The sequence below is a fragment of the Streptomyces sp. NPDC087310 genome (genome assembly GCF_044744405.1).
In the GTDB taxonomy this organism is placed as follows: Bacteria; Actinomycetota; Actinomycetes; order Streptomycetales; family Streptomycetaceae; genus Streptomyces.
The window spans coordinates 298,557-318,494 of record NZ_JBIUYF010000008.1 but is presented as its reverse complement, the minus strand read 5'-3'; the positions used below and the strand labels follow the sequence as shown (position 1 = coordinate 318,494).

The 19,938-nt window shown below is 68.9% G+C and carries 18 protein-coding genes; 14 read left to right on the top strand and 4 right to left on the bottom strand.

All coding sequences use genetic code 11. The annotated features are described in order from the left end of the window. Positions 1–214 precede the first annotated feature (214 nt). Positions 215–928: an HAD family hydrolase gene (locus ACIO3P_RS30000; RefSeq protein WP_401854238.1), complete on the top strand. Its 714-nt coding sequence runs from the start codon at positions 215–217 to the stop codon at positions 926–928. 492 nt (positions 929–1,420) lie between these two features. After that, positions 1,421–3,019 (top strand): ABC transporter substrate-binding protein, encoded by a 1,599-nt coding sequence (locus ACIO3P_RS29995; protein WP_401792969.1) that lies wholly within the window; start codon positions 1,421–1,423, stop codon positions 3,017–3,019. 96 nt (positions 3,020–3,115) lie between these two features. Here ACIO3P_RS29995 and ACIO3P_RS29990 read toward each other — a convergent pair whose 3' ends face one another. Continuing rightward, positions 3,116–3,787, bottom strand: a complete 672-nt coding sequence (locus tag ACIO3P_RS29990; protein ID WP_329824488.1) for a response regulator transcription factor — start codon at positions 3,785–3,787, stop codon at positions 3,116–3,118. A gap of 54 nt (positions 3,788–3,841) precedes the next feature. Next, the gene (locus tag ACIO3P_RS29985; protein WP_329824661.1) at positions 3,842–4,738 is read right to left on the bottom strand and encodes a PD-(D/E)XK nuclease family protein; all 897 of its coding nucleotides are present in this window, start codon (positions 4,736–4,738) and stop codon (positions 3,842–3,844) included. Positions 4,739–4,832: 94 nt separating this feature from the next. Here ACIO3P_RS29985 and ACIO3P_RS29980 point away from each other — a divergent pair, with 94 nt between their 5' ends. From ACIO3P_RS29980 to ACIO3P_RS29970, 3 genes are all read left to right on the top strand, one after another. Further along, positions 4,833–6,041 carry a site-2 protease family protein gene (locus ACIO3P_RS29980; protein WP_329824660.1) on the top strand — a complete coding sequence of 403 codons (1,209 nt, stop codon included), beginning with the start codon at positions 4,833–4,835 and terminating at the stop codon, positions 6,039–6,041. 388 nt (positions 6,042–6,429) lie between these two features. Next, complete coding sequence (locus ACIO3P_RS29975) at positions 6,430–7,335, top strand: tRNA (adenine-N1)-methyltransferase (protein WP_329824487.1); 906 nt, start codon at positions 6,430–6,432, stop codon at positions 7,333–7,335. 181 nt (positions 7,336–7,516) lie between these two features. Beyond that, positions 7,517–8,110: a hypothetical protein gene (locus tag ACIO3P_RS29970; RefSeq protein WP_329824486.1), complete on the top strand. Its 594-nt coding sequence runs from the start codon at positions 7,517–7,519 to the stop codon at positions 8,108–8,110. 33 nt (positions 8,111–8,143) lie between these two features. Here the strand turns inward: ACIO3P_RS29970 and ACIO3P_RS29965 are convergent, their stop codons facing one another. Next, complete coding sequence (locus tag ACIO3P_RS29965; RefSeq protein WP_329824485.1) at positions 8,144–8,464, bottom strand: ferredoxin; 321 nt, start codon at positions 8,462–8,464, stop codon at positions 8,144–8,146. Between the two features lie 254 nt (positions 8,465–8,718). On the opposite strand from ACIO3P_RS29965, the gene arc reads away from it, so the two are divergent. The 5 genes from arc (at position 8,719) to prcA (ending at position 14,499) form a co-directional block, all read left to right on the top strand. Beyond that, positions 8,719–10,485: a proteasome ATPase gene (gene arc, locus ACIO3P_RS29960; RefSeq protein ID WP_329824484.1), complete on the top strand. Its 1,767-nt coding sequence runs from the start codon at positions 8,719–8,721 to the stop codon at positions 10,483–10,485. A gap of 261 nt (positions 10,486–10,746) precedes the next feature. Then, positions 10,747–12,258, top strand: a complete 1,512-nt coding sequence (gene dop / locus ACIO3P_RS29955) for a depupylase/deamidase Dop (RefSeq protein ID WP_399294800.1) — start codon at positions 10,747–10,749, stop codon at positions 12,256–12,258. 134 nt (positions 12,259–12,392) lie between these two features. Further along, the gene (locus tag ACIO3P_RS29950) at positions 12,393–12,611 is read left to right on the top strand and encodes a ubiquitin-like protein Pup (RefSeq protein ID WP_030754525.1); all 219 of its coding nucleotides are present in this window, start codon (positions 12,393–12,395) and stop codon (positions 12,609–12,611) included. A 141-nt stretch (positions 12,612–12,752) separates the two neighbouring features. Beyond that, positions 12,753–13,598, top strand: coding sequence for a proteasome subunit beta (gene prcB, locus ACIO3P_RS29945; RefSeq protein WP_329824483.1), 846 nt, complete (start codon positions 12,753–12,755; stop codon positions 13,596–13,598). A 55-nt stretch (positions 13,599–13,653) separates the two neighbouring features. Further along, a complete protein-coding gene (gene prcA / locus ACIO3P_RS29940) occupies positions 13,654–14,499 on the top strand; it encodes a proteasome subunit alpha (RefSeq protein WP_329824482.1) in 846 nt (281 codons plus the stop codon). A 63-nt stretch (positions 14,500–14,562) separates the two neighbouring features. On the opposite strand, the gene ACIO3P_RS29935 is transcribed toward prcA, so the two are convergent. Beyond that, positions 14,563–15,600 (bottom strand): LacI family DNA-binding transcriptional regulator, encoded by a 1,038-nt coding sequence (locus ACIO3P_RS29935; RefSeq protein ID WP_401854240.1) that lies wholly within the window; start codon positions 15,598–15,600, stop codon positions 14,563–14,565. Between the two features lie 136 nt (positions 15,601–15,736). Between ACIO3P_RS29935 and ACIO3P_RS29930 the strand changes: the two genes are divergently transcribed. From ACIO3P_RS29930 to ACIO3P_RS29915, 4 genes are all read left to right on the top strand, one after another. After that, on the top strand, positions 15,737–17,011 hold the full coding sequence (locus ACIO3P_RS29930) for an MFS transporter (RefSeq protein WP_401854241.1): 1,275 nt from the start codon (positions 15,737–15,739) through the stop codon (positions 17,009–17,011). Positions 17,012–17,020: 9 nt separating this feature from the next. Next, complete coding sequence (pafA, locus tag ACIO3P_RS29925; protein ID WP_329824479.1) at positions 17,021–18,382, top strand: Pup--protein ligase; 1,362 nt, start codon at positions 17,021–17,023, stop codon at positions 18,380–18,382. A 129-nt stretch (positions 18,383–18,511) separates the two neighbouring features. After that, positions 18,512–19,450, top strand: coding sequence for an FKBP-type peptidyl-prolyl cis-trans isomerase (locus ACIO3P_RS29920; protein WP_329824478.1), 939 nt, complete (start codon positions 18,512–18,514; stop codon positions 19,448–19,450). Positions 19,451–19,495: 45 nt separating this feature from the next. After that, entirely contained in the window at positions 19,496–19,867 is a 372-nt protein-coding gene (locus ACIO3P_RS29915; protein WP_329824477.1) for an FKBP-type peptidyl-prolyl cis-trans isomerase, read from the top strand. The last annotated feature ends 71 nt before the right edge of the window (positions 19,868–19,938 follow it).

Below are 19,938 nucleotides of genomic sequence, written 5' to 3'. Positions count from 1 at the left end.
GCCCGTCGGCCGACGGGCCCATGGGCCGCCGAGCCCATGGGCCCGCGCCGGACCCCGTTTCCTCCCCGCCCGCCCCGGCCGAGGGAAACCGGGCGGCGCGGGGTCCGGACGAGTCGTACACTTGTCGGTCCAGCGCAGGCCGGTCGCCTGTCCCGGCGGGAATCCCCCGTGGGGAAGGTGACCGGCCTTCTCGTCCCTCACGGAGGTGTGCCGGATGACCAGTACGGTCCCCGCGTCCTTGACCCGAACGGCCGAGGGCTCCGCCCTTCAGGCCGTCCTTCTCGACATGGACGGCACCCTGGTCGACACCGAGGGGTTCTGGTGGGACGCGGAGGTCGAGGTCTTCAAGGACCTCGGGCACGTCCTCGACGAGGCATGGCGCGATGTGGTGGTCGGCGGTCCCATGAGCCGCAGCGCGGGCTTCCTGATCGAGGCCACCGGCGCCGACATCACCTTCCCCGAGCTGACCGTCCGGCTCAACGACGCCTTCGAGGACCTCATCGGACGCGGCGTCCCGCTGATGCCGGGCGCGCGCCGGCTGCTCACCGAACTGGCCGCGCACGAGGTGCCCACCGCCCTGGTCTCCGCCTCGCACCGGCGCATCATCGACCGCGTCCTGGTCTCGCTGGGACCGGAGTTCTTCGCCCTCACCGTCGCGGGCGACGAGGTGCCCCGTACGAAGCCGCACCCCGACCCGTATCTGCTCGCCGCGCGCGGCCTGGGCGCCGATCCGGCGCGCTGCGCGGTCATCGAGGACACCGCCACCGGAGTCGCCTCCGCCGAGGCCGCCGGGTGCCGGGTCGTGGCCGTACCGTCCGTGGCGCCGATCGGCCCGGCCGACGGGAGAACCGTCGTGGGCTCTCTCGAAGAGGTGGACCTGGTATTCCTGCGTGCTCTGATGACACACGGAGACCGTCCGGTGCACTGAGCGTCGCCATGAAATGCGCTACGGGAACTGTCGGCATTGGCCTGGATATTTTCCGTCACTTCACGTGGCGCATTCATGATCCCCGCAAAAGGGTGGGGGAGTGACCTTTATCACCTGCGCACTCATCGACAGCGGCGGAAGGTGCTGATCCACGGCCGTCCCCGCTGGGGCTGCCTGTGCCCATGTGTCCCCCTTTGGGGCGGCCCGGAAGAAAGGTGCCCCCGCCCGGATATCGACGCGCCGCTATTTCCGATCACTGTCCGATTGCGATTCCGATCGGCCCGGGTCCGGCATTACCGGCGCGTCCGACTAATCTCGTCGCGAGCACTTCGCCGTATCAACGACGTGTCCCCGACGGCCACCAAGTCGCCATGTACACAGGACCGATCGCCCTGTATCCCGGCCCGATCGCACTGCCCCGACCGGGTGGAACGCGGCGGAGTCTCGTCAGCACCGCTGTATCTCAGTGCCGGATGAGGGAGTACGTCCAGGATGAACCGCAAGACTTTGGCGCTGTCGGCCGCGCTCGGCCTGCTTGTGCCCGTGCTCGCCGGTTGCGGGGGCTCGGACGGTGGCTCCGGCGGCGGGGAGGCCATTGTCGTGGGCACCACGGACCAGTACATCGCCACCAAGGACGGCCCCGCGCCCCTGGACCCGGCCTTCGCGTACGACACCGGCACGTGGAACGTGCTGCGCCAGGTCGTGCAGACGCTGGTCTCCGTCCCGCGCGGCGGCGGCAAGCCGATACCTGACGCGGCGTCCGAATGCGGCTTCACGGACCGGGCGAACGAGAGCTACCGCTGCACGCTGCGCGAGGGGCTCAAGTTCCCCGGGGGTGACGCGATCACCGCCGACGACGTGAAGTTCTCCATCCAGCGCGCCCTGGACATCCAGGACGAGAGCGGTGTGGCCACCCTGCTGGGCAACATCGACACGATGGAGTCCGACGGCGCCCGCAAGATCGTCTTCCACCTCAAGTCGCCGGACGCGACCTTCCCGTACAAGCTCACCACCCCGGTGGCCGGCATCCTCAGCGCCAAGGACTACTCGCCGAAGAAGGTCCGGAAGGGCTTCGAGCTCTCCGGCTCGGGCCCGTACACGCTGAAGACCGAGGTCAAGGGCGACGCGGTCGTCAAGGCCGTCTTCACCAAGAACCCGGACTACAAGGGCAGCGTCAAGCTCCAGAACGACAAGGTCGAGCTGCGGCCCTTCAAGACCCCCGACGACATGGGCAAGGCGCTCGACGCGGGGGACATCGACATGATGACCCGCGCCATGTCGCCCGAGCAGGTCCAGGCACTCGTCGAGAAGCCCAGGGACGACATCCAGCTCACCGAGATGCCGGGTCTGGAGATCCGCTACCTCGCGTTCGACACCGACGACCCGCTCGTGAAGGACAAGGCGGTACGCCAGGCCATGGCGTACATCATCGACCGCGGCCAGATCGTGACCAAGGCGTACGGCGCCATGGCCGAGCCGCTGTACTCGCTCGTCCCGTCCACCGTGGCCACCCACACGAACCCGTTCTTCAACAAGTACGGCGACGGGGACGTGTCCAAGGCGGTGAGCCTGCTGGAGAACGCGGGCGTCACCACGCCGGTGAAGCTGACGCTGAACTACACCACCGACCACTACGGCTCGGCCACGGGCAAGGAGTTCGAGACCCTCAGGGATCAGCTCAACGCCACCAAACTCTTCGATGTCGACATCAAGGGCCATGAGTGGAAGGAGTTCCGGCCGAACGGGCAGAAGGGCGAGTACGCCGTCTACGGCATGGGCTGGTTCCCCGACTTCCCGGACCCGGACACCTACGTCGGCCCCTTCTTCGACAAGCCCAACTTCCTGAACAGCCCGTACGACAACCTGAAGATCCGCACCGAGCTTCTCCCGGAGTCGCGGAGGCAGGCCGACCGCAGCGCGGCCACCAAGGCGTTCGGCCAGATCCAGAACCTCGTCGCCGACGAGGTTCCCGTGCTGCCGCTCTGGCAGGGCAAGCAGTACGTGGCGTCCCGGACCGAGATCTCCGGCGTGGAGTGGGCGGTCAACTCCTCCGCCGAACTCCACCTGTGGGAGCTCGGCCACGGAAACTGATCCTCCGGATCCACCGACGACGAAGGGCTGCCGGGACGACCCGGCAGCCCTTCGCGTATGTCGTGCGGTACGTGTCCTGTGACGCCCGTACGGCCGCTACTGGGCGCCGGGACGCACCAGCCCGCTCTCGTACGCGTACACCGCCGCCTGCACCCGGTCACGCAGGCTCAGCTTCGTCAGCACATGCCCCACATGGGTCTTGACCGTCGTCTCGCTGACGAACAGGTCCGCCGCGATCTCCGCGTTGGACAGCCCACGCGCCACCAGCTTCAGCACCTCGACCTCCCGCTCGGTCAGCGTGTGCAGCGTGTCGGGGACCGGCTCCTCACCCGACGGAAGGTGGTCCGCGTACTTGTCGAGCAGCCGGCGCGTGATGCTCGGCGCGAGCATCGCCTCGCCCGCCGCGACCACCCGGATGGCCTGCACCAGCTCATTGGCGGGCGCGTCCTTCAACAGAAAGCCGCTGGCCCCCGCGCGCAGCGCCTCCACCACGTACTCGTCGAGGTCGAACGTCGTCAGGACCAGCACCTTCGCCGGACCGTCCCGGCCGGGGCCGGTGATCTGGCGGGTCGCCTCCACCCCGTCCATCCGCGGCATCCGGATGTCCATCAGGACCACATCGGGCTGGAGCGCACGGACCTGGTCGATGGCCTGGAGGCCGTCCCCGGCCTCACCGACGACCGCGATGTCCTGCTCGGCCTCCAGGATCATCCGGAAACCGGTGCGCAGCAGTGGCTGGTCGTCGACCAGTAGGACGCGGACAGTCACGGGGCAACTCCTTCAATAGACAGCCCCATTCTGCCCTGACGGCCCCGCCCCGGGTCAGCCGGGCGCGGGTGCCTCCACCGGCGTCTCCACCGGCCGCACACTCAGCGGATAGACCGGAGGCGTACCGCCGAACTCCGGACACACCGCCCGGTGGTCGCACCAGCCGCAGAGCTTCGTGGGCCTGGGCCGCCAGTCGCCGGTCGCCGTGGCCAGCTCGATCGCCTCCCAGAGCGCCAGCAGCTTGCGCTCCACCCGCTCCAGATCCGCCTCCACCGGGTCGTACGTCACGACCTCGCCGCTGCCCAGGTAGACGAGCTGGAGCCGGCGCGGCAGCACCCCCTTCAGCCGCCGCACCACCAGGGCGTAGAACGTCATCTGGAACAGCGCGCCCTCCGCGTACTCCGGACGCGGCGCCTTGCCCGTCTTGTAGTCGACGATCCGCACCTCGCCGGTCGGCGCGACATCCACCCGGTCGATCACCCCGCGCAGCCGCAGCCCCGACTCCAGCTCCGTCTCCACGAACAGCTCACGCTCGGCGGGCTCCAGACGCGTCGGGTCCTCCAGCGAGAACCACCGCTCCACCAGCCGCTCCGCCTGCCCCAGCCACGCCGCCAGCCGCTCGCCCTCCGCATCCTCCGCGAACAGCTCGCCCAGCTCGGGCCTGGCGGTCAGCAGCCGGTCCCACTGACCGGGCACCAGCGCCTTCGCCCGCGGCGCCGTACGCTCCACGGCCGGCGCGTCGAAGAGACGCTCCAGCACCGCGTGCACCAGAGTGCCGCGCGTGGCCGCCTCGCTCGGCTTCTCCGGCAGCTTGTCGATCACCCGGAATCTGTACAGCAGCGGGCACTGCATGAAGTCGCTCGCACGCGACGGTGACAGCGAAGTGGGCGGCTTGCTCGTACTCATGACGCAGACCCTACGGCCCGCCACTGACAGCGAGCCGAATACCATCGACCACAGAGCCACTCGCACCGCATCATCGAGCGAGCGACGCTGCCGACGAAGGGAACCCGTGAAAGAGGACGACGAGAGCGGCGAGGGCAGGATGCCGCAGCCCGGCAAGGGGGACACGGGCCCCGGTGGCAAGCCGCCGCGCCGTGAAGACCCCGGCGGTGGCATTCTCATGGGCCGCCCCTTCGGCGTGCCCGTCTACGTCGCCCCGAGCTGGTTCCTGGTGGCCGCGCTCATCACCTGGATCTTCGGCGGCCAGCTCGAACGGGTCCTGCCGGAACTGGGCAACCTGCGGTACCTGGTCTCCCTGTTCTTCGCGGTCGCGTTCTACGCCTCCGTACTCGTCCACGAACTGGCCCACACCGTCGCGGCGCTCCGCTTCAAGCTGCCCGTGCGCCGGATCCAGCTCCAGTTCTTCGGCGGCGTCTCCGAGATCGAGAAGGAGTCCGAGACACCCGGCCGCGAGTTCGTCCTCGCGTTCGTCGGGCCGCTCCTCTCACTGGTCCTCGCGGGCCTCTTCTACCTCGGCCTGCTGGCCGTGGAGGCCCGCACGGTCCCCGGCGTCCTGCTCGCGGGACTGATGATCTCCAACTTGATCGTCGCCGTCTTCAACCTGCTGCCCGGCCTCCCGCTGGACGGCGGCCGGATGCTGCGCGCGGTCGTCTGGAAGATCACCGGAAAGCCCATGAGCGGCACCATCGCCGCCGCCTGGGTCGGCCGCGCGCTCGCGGTCACGGTCCTCATCGGCCTCCCGCTCCTCACCCGTACGGGTGCACTCGGCACCTCCGCCGCGAACGTCAGCGGCATGGAGACGGTCATGGACGCGCTGCTCGCCGCGATCCTCGCCGCGATCATCTGGACCGGCGCGGGCAACAGCCTGCGGATGGCCAGGCTCCGCGAACACCTCCCCGAACTCCAGGCCCGCGCGCTCACCCGCCGCGCCGTCCCGGTCGAATCCGCCACCCCGCTCTCCGAGGCGCTGCGCCGCGCCAACGAGGCGGGCGCCCGCGCCCTGGTGGTCGTGGACGGCCACGGCGACCCCACGGCCCTCGTACGGGAGTCCGCGATCGTCGGCGTCCCACAGCACCGCCGCCCCTGGGTCGCGGTGAGCGGCCTCGCCCAGGACCTCACAGAGGGCATGAAGGTCCCGGCGGACCTCGCGGGAGAAGCGCTCCTGGAACGCCTCAGGGCGAGCCCGGCGACGGAGTACCTGGTCCTGGAGGAAACGGGCGAGATCTACGGAGTCCTCTCCACGGCCGACGTGGAACGAGCCTTCGTCTCCGCCATGGCCCGGCCCAGCTAGCTTTTGAGGCTCGGTTCGCCTCCGGGGCGCTTTAAGTCGGCGCCGACGGTCGACCGTGCTCGGTTCGTTCGTTCCTCACGAACCTGCGCGCGCTCTCTCTTACGGCGCCGACGCGCCCCTTCGGCTCACTCGCCGCAGGGTCGGGGAGGCGGGCCTATGGCTGGGGCGCCGTTTCCGATCGAGCGCCGACCAGGTGGTGCGGTGCCGGAATCTTCGGCCCGAGTGCGCGCCTGGCCGGCGAGTGAGCCGAAGGGGCGCGCCGCTGTCGAAAGGGAGAGCGCGCGCAGGCCCCGAGGAACGAGGGGCCGAGCACGGTCGACCGTCGACAGTGGCATAAGGCGCCCCGGAGGCGAACCGAGCCCCAAAAAAATACAGCTAAGCTTCGAACATGTCCGAACCGACCGGTGCCGCCCGACGTCGCGGCCCCTTCAAGGTCGGGGACCAGGTTCAGCTCACCGACCCCAAGGGACGCCACTACACCTTCACGCTCGAAGCCGGGAAGAATTTCCACACCCATAAAGGGTCCTTCCCGCACGACGAGCTGATCGGTGCTCCCGAGGGCAGTGTTGTCCGTACCACGGGGAACGTCGCCTATCTCGCGCTGCGCCCCCTGCTCCCCGACTATGTCCTGTCCATGCCCCGCGGTGCCGCCGTGGTCTATCCGAAGGACGCCGGCCAGATCCTGGCCTTCGCCGACATCTTTCCCGGCGCCCGCGTCGTCGAGGCGGGGGTGGGTTCCGGCTCGCTCAGCAGTTTTCTGCTGCGGGTCATCGGCGACCAGGGCATGCTGCACTCGTACGAGCGCCGTGAGGACTTCGCCGAGATCGCACAGCAGAACGTGGAGCGCTACTTCGGCGAGCCGCATCCCGCCTGGACGCTGACGGTCGGTGACCTTCAGGACAATCTGTCGGACACGGATGTCGACCGCGTCATTCTGGACATGCTCGCCCCGTGGGAGTGCGTGGAGGCCGTCTCCAAGGCGCTGGTTCCCGGCGGCATCCTGTGTGCCTATGTCGCGACGACGACGCAACTCGCGCGTACGGTCGAGACGATCAGGGAGTTCGGCACGTTCAACGAGCCCGCCGCCTGGGAGTCGATGATCCGTAACTGGCACGTGGAGGGGCTGGCGGTCCGGCCGGACCACCGGATGATCGGGCACACCGGCTTCCTGGTGACCGCGCGTCGGCTCGCGGACGGTGTGGAGCCGCCGCTGCGCCGCCGCCGTCCCGCCAAGGGCGCGTACGGCGACGACTACAGCGGTCCGGGCAGCGCGAGCGGCGGAGCCGCTCGCTAGACCCCACGTACGACGCTGCCGCCGCCCGGTTCCCGTTCCGTACGGGCAACTGGGCGGCGGCATCTTTACGTTGGGCTTACGCACCCCGCTGTTCCGTCGCCCTGTGACGTGTGGCACGATGCTGACTCCCTCACACACCGTTGGTTACTCACCGGCACCGCCTTCACAGGAGAGACTCCGCGTGCAGATCTCCGACGCTCCGGACCTCGCGCACACCCGGCCCCGACCGATCCACTGGCTGTCGACGGCCACCGCGATGGCTGCCGTCGTGGCGCTGGCGGGGCTGCTTCAGCCGGGGCCCGCCACCGCCTCCCAGACGGACCCGCAGGGGCTGAGAAACGCCTCGGGGCCCGCCGCCGCGGCCCCGCTGCCCGCGCCCGACCCCGCCGACGCCGACTTTCCCCTGGAGTGCGGGGCGGTGCCCTCGGTCGTCGCCCAGAAGGCCACGGGGGATCTCGACGGGGACGGCAGCCCGGAGACCGTGGCGGTGGTCCGCTGCGACGCTGGCCTGGGCACCCCGCCGAGCGGGGTGTACGTGCTGACCAGGGCGGAGGGGGACGCGCCCCGGGTCGTGGCCACCCTGGTGGACCCGGGGGAGAAGTGGACCGTCGGGCCCGATCTCACCGTCCACGACGGTGTGATCCTGGCCACCCTGTTCGGCTACTCGGAGCCTTCCGTGCCGCGCTGCTGCCCCGACGAGGAGGAGCATGTCTCCTGGCAGTGGAAAAATGGCGCGTTCCTGCGCACCGAGCTGCCTGAGGCGCGCAGTAGCTGACCGGTGGCTCCGGGTGTCCGGAGCCGTACGGGATCAGGCCGCGTCCGGTCCGTACACCTCGACCTGGTCCGCCACCCGGCGTACATGGATGCAGTCGCCGGGGCATTCTTTGGCCGAATCCACCACATCGGTCAGAAGCGGCAGCGGTACGCGTGTGGTCGCGCCGGGCGACTGGAGCAGTTCGTCGTCCGCGCTCTTCACGTAGGCCAGGCCGTCGATGTCCAGCTCGAAGACGTCCGGCGCGTACTGGGCACAGATCCCGTCGCCGGTGCAGAGGTCCTGGTCGATCCAGACCTCCAGCGGCTCACCGGTCTCGGTGACGCCTTCGGTGGGAGCCTCCTGCTGCACGGTCATCTCTCCTGCCGTTTTTCTGCGCCGGACGGCACGTGACGGGGTAAGTCGCGCCAGCCCTGACGGGTGTTGAACACTTCGACGATACAACCGGCCGCTTTCCGATGTCCCTGGGTGGGTATTCCCCTGGCGTGAGGGAGAGCGCAAGGGTGAAGATCGGTACCACCCCGACAGTCTTTGTGATCTAGGGGTTTCAATCATCACCCACCCAGGTAGGGTCAGGAAGCGTCCAGCTCCCCTTGGAGGAGGTGAGGACCGTGGCAGCCCACGACGACGACATCAACCGCGGCATCCGGCCCGGGCGGGGGTCCGAAGACCCAGCCGGCCAGGTTGCCTATCTCGAGCAGGAAATCGCCGTCCTGCGACGTAAGCTCGCCGACTCTCCGCGGCATACGAGAATTCTCGAAGAGCGGATCGTCGAGTTGCAGACGAACCTGGCGGGTGTGTCCGCGCAGAACGAGCGGCTCGCCAATACGCTGCGTGAGGCCCGCGACCAGATCGTGGCCCTCAAGGAAGAGGTCGACCGGCTGGCACAGCCGCCCGCCGGTTTCGGTGTCTTCCTGCACAGCAACGAGGACGGCACGGCCGACATTTTCACCGGTGGCCGAAAGCTCCGGGTGAATGTCAGTCCCGGCGTCGAGCTCGATGAGCTGCGGCGTGGCCAGGAAGTCATGCTCAACGAGGCGCTCAATGTGGTCGAGGCCATGGAATTCGAGCGTGCCGGGGACATCGTCACCCTCAAGGAGATCCTTGAGGACGGCGAGCGCGCCCTGGTGATCGGGCACACCGACGAGGAACGTGTGGTGCGGCTCGCCGAGCCGCTTCTGGACATCACCATCCGCCCCGGCGACGCCCTGCTTCTCGAACCGCGCTCCGGCTACGTCTATGAAGTGGTTCCCAAGAGCGAGGTCGAGGAGCTGGTCCTCGAAGAGGTCCCCGACGTCGACTACAACAAGATCGGCGGTCTGGGCGGCCAGATCGAGATGATCAGGGACGCGGTCGAGCTTCCGTACCTCCACCCGGACCTCTTCAAGGAGCACGAACTGAGGCCGCCGAAGGGCATCCTGCTCTACGGTCCGCCCGGTTGCGGCAAGACGCTGATCGCCAAGGCGGTGGCCAACTCCCTCGCGAAGAAGGTCGCCGAGGTGACCGGGCGTCCGGCGGGGAAGAGCTACTTCCTCAACATCAAGGGTCCCGAGCTCCTCAACAAGTACGTCGGTGAGACCGAGCGCCACATCCGCCTGGTCTTCCAGCGTGCCCGGGAGAAGGCGAGCGAGGGTACCCCCGTCATCGTCTTCTTCGACGAGATGGAATCCCTCTTCCGCACCCGTGGGTCCGGTGTCAGCTCGGACGTGGAGAACACCATCGTCCCGCAGCTCCTCGCCGAGATCGACGGGGTGGAGGGCCTGGAGAACGTCATCGTCATCGGCGCCTCCAACCGAGAGGACATGATCGACCCCGCGATCCTGCGGCCCGGCCGGCTCGATGTGAAGATCAAGATCGAGCGTCCGGACGCGGAGGCGGCGAAGGACATCTTCGCGAAGTACCTGACCGCCACACTGCCGCTGCACGTGGACGACATCTCCGAGCACAACGGCTCGAAGGAGGCCGCGGCCCACGGGATGATCCAGTCCGTCGTGGAGCAGATGTACGCGGAGTCCGAGGAGAACCGCTTCCTGGAGGTCACGTACGCCAACGGCGACAAGGAAGTCCTCTACTTCAAGGACTTCAACTCCGGCGCGATGATCCAGAACATCGTGGACCGGGCCAAGAAGATGGCCATCAAGGCTTTCCTCGACCACGACCAGAAGGGCCTTCGGGTCTCCCATCTCCTCCAGGCGTGCGTGGACGAGTTCAAGGAGAACGAGGACCTGCCGAACACCACCAACCCGGACGACTGGGCCCGTATCTCCGGCAAGAAGGGTGAGCGGATCGTCTTCATCCGCACCCTGGTGACCGGAAAGCAGGGCGCGGACACCGGACGCTCGATCGACACGGTGGCGAACACCGGTCAGTACCTGTAGAGCGCGGACCGGCTGCGGATGCCTCGAAGGGCGTCCGCAGCCGGTTGCTTTCCCCGTACCTCCCACCACACCCGCACACCGGGCCAACCACCACACCAGGCCAATGAAGAAAATGATCTCCCCGTCGGCGCGGAGGCGTTCTAGGCTCTTTCGTACCGCCACGTCGCGCAGTGCGGGACCGGGCACCGCACACGCGTCGGAGAGACAGCGGTACTTGAGCGCCGCTCCCGGAGGGGAGCGCCGCCGGGCAAGGAGGGCCGCATGACCGTACGGCGAGTAATGGGCATCGAGACGGAGTACGGCATCTCCGTCCCGGGCCACCCGAACGCCAATGCCATGCTCACCTCGTCCCAGATCGTCAACGCCTACGCGGCGGCGATGCACCGGGCGCGGCGCGCCCGCTGGGACTTCGAGGAGGAGAATCCGCTCCGGGACGCCCGTGGCTTCGACCTCGCCCGCGAGACGGCGGACTCCAGCCAGCTCACCGACGAGGACATCGGTCTGGCCAATGTGATCCTCACGAATGGCGCGCGGCTCTACGTGGACCACGCCCATCCGGAGTACAGCTCTCCCGAGATCACCAACCCGCGGGACGCCGTCCTGTGGGACAAGGCCGGCGAGCGCATCATGGCGGAGGCCGCCGAGCGCGCGGCGCTGCTGCCCGGCGCCCAGCCCATCCATCTGTACAAGAACAACACCGACAACAAGGGCGCGTCCTACGGCACGCACGAGAACTACCTGATGAAGCGGGAGACCCCGTTCTCGGACATCGTGCGCCACCTCACGCCGTTCTTCGTCTCCCGGCAGGTCGTCACGGGCGCGGGCCGGGTCGGGATCGGCCAGGACGGCCACGAGCACGGCTTCCAGATCAGCCAGCGCGCGGACTACTTCGAGGTCGAGGTGGGGCTGGAGACGACCCTCAAGCGCCCGATCATCAACACCCGGGACGAACCGCACTCGGACGCCGAGAAGTACCGCCGGCTGCATGTGATCATCGGCGACGCGAACCTCTCGGAGATCTCCACCTATCTCAAGCTGGGCACGACCTCGCTGGTCCTCTCCATGATCGAGGACGGCTTCATCAACGTCGACCTGGCCGTGGACCAGCCGGTCCGTACGCTGCACCAGGTCTCGCACGACCCCACCCTCGGCCAGTTGGTCACGCTGCGCAGCGGCCGGACACTCACCGCGGTCCAGCTCCAGATGGAGTACTACGAGCTGGCGAGAAAGTACGTCGAGGAGCGGTACGGGGCCGACGCCGACGAGCAGACCAAGGACGTGCTGGGCCGTTGGGAGGACACGCTCAACCGGCTGGAGAACGATCCGATGAGCCTCTCCGGCGAGCTGGACTGGATCACCAAGCGTGAGGTCCTGGAGGGCTACCGCCGCAGGGACGGCCTGGACTGGGACGCGGCACGGCTGCACCTCGTGGACCTCCAGTACGCCGACGTACGCCCCGAGAAGGGCCTGTACAACCGTCTGGCGGCCCGCGGCAAGATGCGGCGCCTGCTGGACGACCAGGATGTCGAGCGGGCCAGGACCAAGCCTCCTGAGGACACCAGGGCGTACTTCCGGGGCCGCTGTCTGGAGCAGTACGCCGACGACGTGGCCGCGGCATCCTGGGACTCGGTCATCTTCGACCTGCCCGGCCGTGACTCGCTGCAGCGGGTGCCCACGCTGGAGCCGCTGCGGGGCACGCGCAACCACGTCAAGGAGCTGCTCGACCGCTGCCGTACGGCGGAGGAGCTGGTCCAGGTGCTGTCCGGAGGCTGAAACGGTCCCGGCGGGGGAATGATCAGAGTGGCCCCCATACGTTGGCACAAGTGCGGGGCCGATGTCCGACCCTCCTTGTAGGGTCGGATCTTGTAGGTCACATCCAGCGGGGCGAACCGAGCGGGGTGAGGGTTATGGCGACCAAGGACACCGGCGGCGGACAGCAGAAGGCGACGCGTTCCACGGAGGAGACCGAGGAGCAGGCGCAGGAAGCGCAGGCATCCGAGGACCTCAAGGAGCGCCAGGAGAAGCTGTCGGACGACGTGGACTCCGTCCTCGACGAGATCGACGACGTGCTCGAAGAGAACGCCGAGGATTTCGTGCGGTCCTTCGTCCAAAAGGGCGGTCAGTAGGCTCCGTTGTCCGTCCCCGGGGCCTCCGGCGAAAGCCGGTCGCACCGGGGCGGATGACCGGCGACGGCGCGGGTAAGGTCCGTGCACAGATCTAAGATCGGCCCGGTCCGAGCGGGCCGCCGCCCATCCGGAAGGAAACGTGTGGAAGCCAACCCTCGTACCACCGGGCGTCTGCCGGCAGCCTTCCTGACGCCCGGCTCGTCCTCGTTCATGGATTTCCTCTCCCACCAGTCGCCGGACATCCTGCCGGGCAAGCGGGTCCTGCCGCCCGTGCAGGGCGCCGTCGAGGCACCGCACGGCACGACGATCGTCGCCGTGACCTTTCCCGGTGGGGTGATCCTCGCCGGTGACCGGCGGGCGGTCATGGGGAACATGATCGCGCAGCGCGACATCGAGAAGGTCTTCCCGGCCGACGAGTACTCGGCCGTGGGCATCGCGGGCACCGCCGGCCTCGCCGTGGAGATGGTCAAGCTCTTCCAGCTCGAACTGGAGCACTTCGAGAAGGTCGAAGGGGCGCAGCTCTCGCTGGAGGGCAAGGCCAACCGGCTCTCCACGATGATCCGCGGCAATCTCGCCATGGCGATGCAGGGCCTGGCCGTCGTCCCGATCTTCGCCGGGTGGGACGTGGAGCGCGGGAAGGGGCGCATCTTCTCGTACGACGTGACGGGTGGCCGCTCCGAGGAGCGGGGCTACGCGTCCACGGGCTCCGGTTCCGTCTTCGCCCGCGGGTCGATGAAGAAGCTCTACCACGAGGATCTGACGGAGCAGCAGGCGTGCACCCTGGTCGTCCAGGCGCTGTACGACGCGGCGGACGACGACTCCGCGACAGGCGGCCCCGACGTGGCCCGGCGGATCTATCCGATCGTCACCGTCATCACCGAAGAAGGCTTCCGGAGGATGGCCGACGACGAATCCGCCGAGATCGCCCGGTCGATCCTGGAGCGCCGACTCGAACAGCCCGACGGCCCGCGCGCCGCGCTGCTCTGACGCCGCTGCTCTCTTCTGAACAAACATGTCACTGACAGAAAGGGACGGATAGCCGGTGTCGACGCCGTTCTATGTCTCACCCCAGCAGGCCATGGCCGACCGGGCGGAATACGCCCGCAAGGGCATCGCCCGCGGTCGCAGCCTGGTAGTGCTCCAGTACGCCGACGGCATTGTCTTCGTCGGCGAGAACCCGTCCCGAGCGCTCCACAAGTTCAGCGAGATCTACGACCGGATCGGCTTCGCCGCCGCCGGCAAGTACAACGAGTACGAGAATCTGCGCATCGGCGGCGTCCGCTACGCGGATCTGCGCGGATACACCTATGACCGTGACGATGTGACGGCCCGTGGTCTCGCCAACGTCTATGCCCAGACGCTCGGCACGATCTTCTCCAGCTCCGCCGAGAAGCCCTACGAGGTCGAGCTGGTCGTCGCCGAGGTGGGCGCCACGGCGGACGGGGACCAGATCTACCGGCTGCCGCACGACGGTTCGATCGTCGACGAGCACGGCTCGGTCGCGGTCGGCGGCAGTTCCGAGCAGATCAGCACCTTCCTCGATCAGCGGCACAGCGACGGCATGTCGCTCGCCGAGGCGCTGAAGCTGGCCGTGCAGGCGCTGTCCCGGGACACCAACGGCGGCGAGCGGGAGATCCCCGCCGAGCGGCTGGAGGTCGCCGTCCTGGACCGTACGAGACCACAGCAGCGCAAGTTCAAGCGGATCGTCGGCCGGCAGCTCTCCCGCCTGCTGGAGGCGGACGGAGCGGCCTCGACCCCGACGGACGCGCCGTCGGACACCGAGGAGCCCGACGGCGCGACCCCGGTCGCGGCGGACGACGCCCCGGACACGGACGCCTCCGACAAGCCGGATGCCTCCGACAAGCCGGACGGCACCGGCAAGAAGTAACCGTTCCGCTCCTGCCCCGGACCGCTCACGCGCTCCGGGGCGCGGGCGTGCCGGGGCCGGGGCTCAGGGCCCGTCGGCGGTCGGTGGGGCCGGGGCCGTGGAGCCCCGGACCACCAGCGTGACCGGCAGGTCGCCGGTCTCCGGACGCTGCCCGTCCAGGACGCGCAGCAGCGCCGCCATCCCGCGCCGCCCCACCTGCTCCGCGGGCAGCCGTACGGTGGTCAGCTCCGGCTCCACCGCCCTCGCCAGGGCCAGATCGTCGAAGCCGGTGACGGAGATGTCCTCGGGGACGCGCAGCCCGAGCCGCCGTACCGCCTTGCAGGCCCCCGCCGCCAGGACGTCGCCGTCGCAGACCAGGGCCGTGGGGCGGGGCCCCGGCGCCGCGAGGGCGCGCTCGGCGGCCGCCCGGCCCGCGTCGACCTCCAGGGGCGCGGAGACCGTCGTCACGACCGCGTCCGGCACGTTCCCCACCGCCGCGGCGATGGCCTCGGCGCGTACCCGGAAGGTCCAGGAGTCGACGGCGGACGCGAGATGGACCAGCCGCCGGTGGCCGAGGCCGAGAAGATGCTCCGCCACCCGGCGCATGCCGTCGGCGATGTCGACATTCACCCGGGCGGCGGCGCCCGGCGCCGCGGGATCGCTGTCGAGCATCACCAGCGGCAGGTCCGCGCCGTCCGTGCCGCTGATCGCGTCGAGCGCGGCGGTCGCCATCGAGGAGGCGATCACCCCGTCCAGCGCGGCCCGCGCCGAGGCGAAGGGGTCCCTGGCGGGGCCCATCCCCTCGGGCGAGGGGTACAGGACGACCCCGAAGCCGTGCTCGGCGGCGACCTCGGCCGCGCCGGTGTAGACGCGGGCGAAGAAATCGTTGGTGAGCGCGGGGACGACCAGGAGCGCCGTCCTGGTCGTCCCCATGCGGAGATTGCGGGCGGCGAGATTGGGCCGGTAGCCGAGTTCGCGGGACGCCTCCCTGACGACGCCGGCGGTCCGCTCCGAGACCCTGCCCCGCCACTTGTCGCCGAGGACCAGCGAGACGGTGGCCTGGGACACGCCCGCGGCCCGGGCCACGTCCCTGCTGGTGGGCCTGGCCGAGTGCTCTGTCATGACTGCCGTTCTCCGACGCGGGCGGGAATCGCGGTGGACCCGCGCACTGCGCACATGGTACGTATGAGCCCAGACGTTATACGTAAAACCCGGCGTGCCGGGAAACGGGTGAACAGGGAAGCGGGGAGAGGCGGCCATGGCCGACGGAGCCACCGGGTACGCAGACATCATCAAGGCGCCGCATGCCGCGCGGCTGCTCACCGGCACACTCGTGGGGCGGCTGCCGAACGCCACGGCCCCCATCGCGATCGTCCTGCTCGTCCGGGCGGGCGGCGGCAGCTACAGCCTCGCCGGAGCTCTCGCGGCGGTCTACGGCATCAGCAACGCGGTGGGTCAGCCGCTCCTCGGCCGCGCCGTCGACCTGTACGGCCAGCCCCGGATCCAGCTCCCCGCCGCCCTCGTGTCGGCCCTGGGCGCCGTCCTGCTCGTCGTCGCGGGCACCAGCGGCGACGGCCCGGTCCTCGCGTACGCCGCCGTGGCGGTCTCCGGGCTGTTCACCCCGCCGCTGGAAGGCGGACTGCGGGCGCTGTGGCCCAGCGTCCTCGGCGGCGAGGAGCGGGTGCACCGGGCGTACGCGATGGACGCGATCGCCCAGGAGATCATGTTCACGGTCGGGCCGCTGCTCGTCACCCTGCTGGTCGCACTCTGGTCCCCGGCCGCCGCGCTGCTCGTCATCAACGCGATCGGCGTGCTCGGCGCGCTCTCCGTCGTCCTGTCCGAGCCCTCCCGCGCCTGGCGCTCCGCACCCCGTGAGGCGCACTGGCTCGGAGCCCTGCGCTCGCCGGGACTGCTCGCCCTGCTGGGCGCGTTCCTCTTCATCGGGATGGCCCTCGGCTCCATCACCGTCGCGGCGGTCGCGTACGCCGACGACCAGGGCCGCGAGTCGGTCTACGGCTGGCTGATGGCCGCCCTGGGCCTGGGCGCGCTGGTCGGCGGACTCGTGTACGGCGCCCGCCGGTGGACCAACACCCCCGAACGCAGGCTGCTCTCCATCACCGCCCTGCTCGCCCTCTGCTACCTGCCGCTGATGCTCACCCCCGGCGTCCTCGCCATGACCGCGCTCGCCGCCCTCGCCGGTGTCTTCCTCGCCCCCGCCCTCGCCTGCGCCTTCGTCGTCGTGGACCGGCACGCGCCCCACGGCACCGTCACCGAGGCGTTCTCCTGGCTCGTGACGACCTTCGGCGTCGGCGCCTCGCTCGGAACGGCCGTGGCGGGCCCGGCCGTGGAGATCGGCGGTACGTCCACCAGCTTCGGGGTGGCGGGGGCCGCGGGCACCGTCGCGCTGCTGGTCCTGCTGGCCACACAGCGGGTCCTCGCACGTCCCGGCGGTGCGCCCGACGACACCGTTCCGACGGAAAATGATCCAAGCGGTGCGGTCGAACCCGGTTTCAGCTCAGGTCATCAGGCGTAATGTTCAGACATGGACCGCCGCATTTTCGGGCTGGAGAACGAGTACGGCGTCACGTGCACGTTCAGGGGACAGCGCCGACTGTCACCTGACGAAGTGGCGCGCTACCTCTTCCGCCGTGTTGTGTCATGGGGCCGCAGCAGCAATGTCTTCCTGCGGAACGGCGCCCGCCTCTACCTCGACGTGGGATCGCATCCGGAATACGCGACACCCGAATGCGACAACGTGACCGAACTGGTCACGCATGACAAGGCAGGCGAGCGCATTCTCGAGGGCCTGCTCGTCGACGCCGAACGCCGCCTGCACGAGGAGGGAATCGCGGGCGACGTCTATCTCTTCAAGAACAACACCGACTCGGCGGGAAACTCCTACGGCTGCCACGAGAATTACCTCGTCGCCCGCCACGGGGAGTTCTCCCGGCTCGCGGACATTCTCATCCCCTTCCTCGTCACCCGTCAGCTCCTCTGCGGCGCGGGCAAGGTGCTCCAGACCCCGCGGGGCGCCGTCTACTGCGTCAGCCAGCGCGCCGAGCACATCTGGGAGGGCGTCAGCTCCGCGACGACCCGCTCCCGTCCGATCATCAACACCCGGGACGAGCCGCACGCCGACGCGGAGCGCTACCGCCGGCTCCATGTCATCGTCGGCGACTCGAACATGTCCGAGACGACCATGCTGCTCAAGGTCGGCGCCACCGATCTCGTGCTGCGCATGATCGAGGCGGGCACGGTGATGCGCGACCTCACCCTGGAGAACCCGATCAGGGCGATCCGCGAGGTCAGCCACGACCTCACCGGGCAGCGCAAGGTCCGCCTGGCGAGCGGCCGGGAAGCCTCCGCCCTGGAGGTCCAGCGGGAGTACTACGAGAAGGCCGTGGACTTCGTGGACCGCCGGGGCATCCGCACCGGCACCGTGGAGCAGGTCCTCGAACTGTGGGGCCGTACGCTCGACGCGATCGAGGCCGAGGATCTCGACCGGATCGGCACGGAGATCGACTGGGTCATGAAGTACCAGCTCATCGAGAGGTACCGGGCCAAGCACAACATGACCATGTCGCATCCCCGGGTCGCGCAGATAGACCTCGCCTACCACGACATCCACCGTCGCCGCGGGCTCTATTACCTGTTGGAGAAGAAGGGCCAGGCCGCCCGTATCTGCAACGACATGAAGATCTTCGAAGGCAAGTCCGTGCCTCCGCAGACCACCAGGGCCCGACTGCGCGGCGATTTCATCCGCCGCGCCCAGGAGCAGCGCAGGGACTTCACGGTCGACTGGGTGCATCTCAAGCTCAATGACCAGGCACAGCGCACGGTGCTCTGCAAAGACCCGTTCCGGTCGGTGGACGAACGGGTGGAAAAGCTCATCGCCGGTATGTGAGCGTTTCCGTCAACCGGTGGCTGACACGCAGTGGTGGAATGCGGCGCGGGCCCCGTACGTATCGCGTACGGGGCCCCTGTCACGCCCTACAGTGGGCAGCTACTGTGCCGTCTGAGATCTGAGGAACACGTGCGCCGACTTGCCGGCCTGATCGTCGTCCCCTTGCTGCTGTTGTCGACAGCGGCCTGCGGTGGCGACGGAGGCTCCGACTCCACCTCGTCCAAGAACGGACTCCCCGCGATCAGCGAGGGCGCCAAGTTCGGACAGAAGCCGACCCTCGACAAGGGGGAGGGGGATCCGCCGAAGAAGCTGACGGTCGATGTCCTCAAGGAGGGTGACGGCGCGAAGGTCGAGAAGGGCGACGCGGTCCAGGTCAACTACCTGGGCCAGGCATGGAACTCGACCAAGCCCTTCGACAACAGCTTCGACCGGAAGCAGCCGTTCGACCTGACGCTCGGCGCCGGCATGGTCATCAAGGGCTGGGACCAGGGCCTCGAAGGCCAGAAGGTCGGCAGCCGCGTCGAGCTGGGGATCCCCCCGGAGCTGGGATACGGCGCGCAGGGCCAGGGCGACATCAAGCCGAACTCCACGCTGGTCTTCGTCGTCGACATCCTGAAGGCCACCAAGGTCCCCACCTCGGCCAAGGGCACCGCGGTCCCGCAGGACGACAAGGCGCTGCCGCAGGTCGGCACCAACGACGACGGCAAGGAGCCGAAGGTCACGATCCCCAAGGGGACCGACCCGCCGAAGAAGCTGGTCTCCGACTACGTGCTGGAGAGCAAGGGCGACGTCGTCAAGGACTCCGACACCGTCGTACTGAACTACTCGGCGTACCTCTGGAAGGACGCCAAGCAGTTCGACAGCACGTACAAGACCGGCCGCACCACGACGTTCCCGCTGCCGCAGCTCACGCTGAAGGGCCTCAAGACGGGCATCGTCGACAAGAAGGTGGGCAGCAGGGTCCTCATCGTGATCCCGCCGGACCAGGCTTTCGGCAACCAGGAGCAGCAGGGGATCCCGAAGAACTCCACGCTGGTCTTCGCCGTGGACATCCTCGCGAAGGTGTAAGACTGTCCCGGTTGTGCCGTTCATCATTTAGAGGAGCAGTTTCACGTGAGCATCGAGAAGCCCGAGATCGACTTCCCGGGCGGCGAGCCGCCGGCCGACCTGGAGATCAAGGACATCTGGGAGGGTGACGGCGAGGTCGCCACGGCGGGTGCCAATGTCAAGGTCCACTACGTCGGTGTGGCCTTCTCGACCGGCGAGGAGTTCGACTCCTCCTGGAACCGCAGCGGTCCGCTTCCGTTCACGCTCGGCGCCGGTCAGGTCATCGCGGGCTGGGACCAGGGCGTGCAGGGGATGAGGGTCGGCGGACGCCGTCAGCTCACCATCCCCCCGCACCTCGCGTACGGCGACCGTGGCGCGGGCGCCCGCATCGCCCCGGGCGAGACGCTGATCTTCGTCTGCGACCTGGTCTCCGTCTGATACGGAACGGTCCGGCCCCAGGGCGTGTTTCGAAACGCGCCCCAGCCGGGTCCACCGAGGGTCCATGCCGT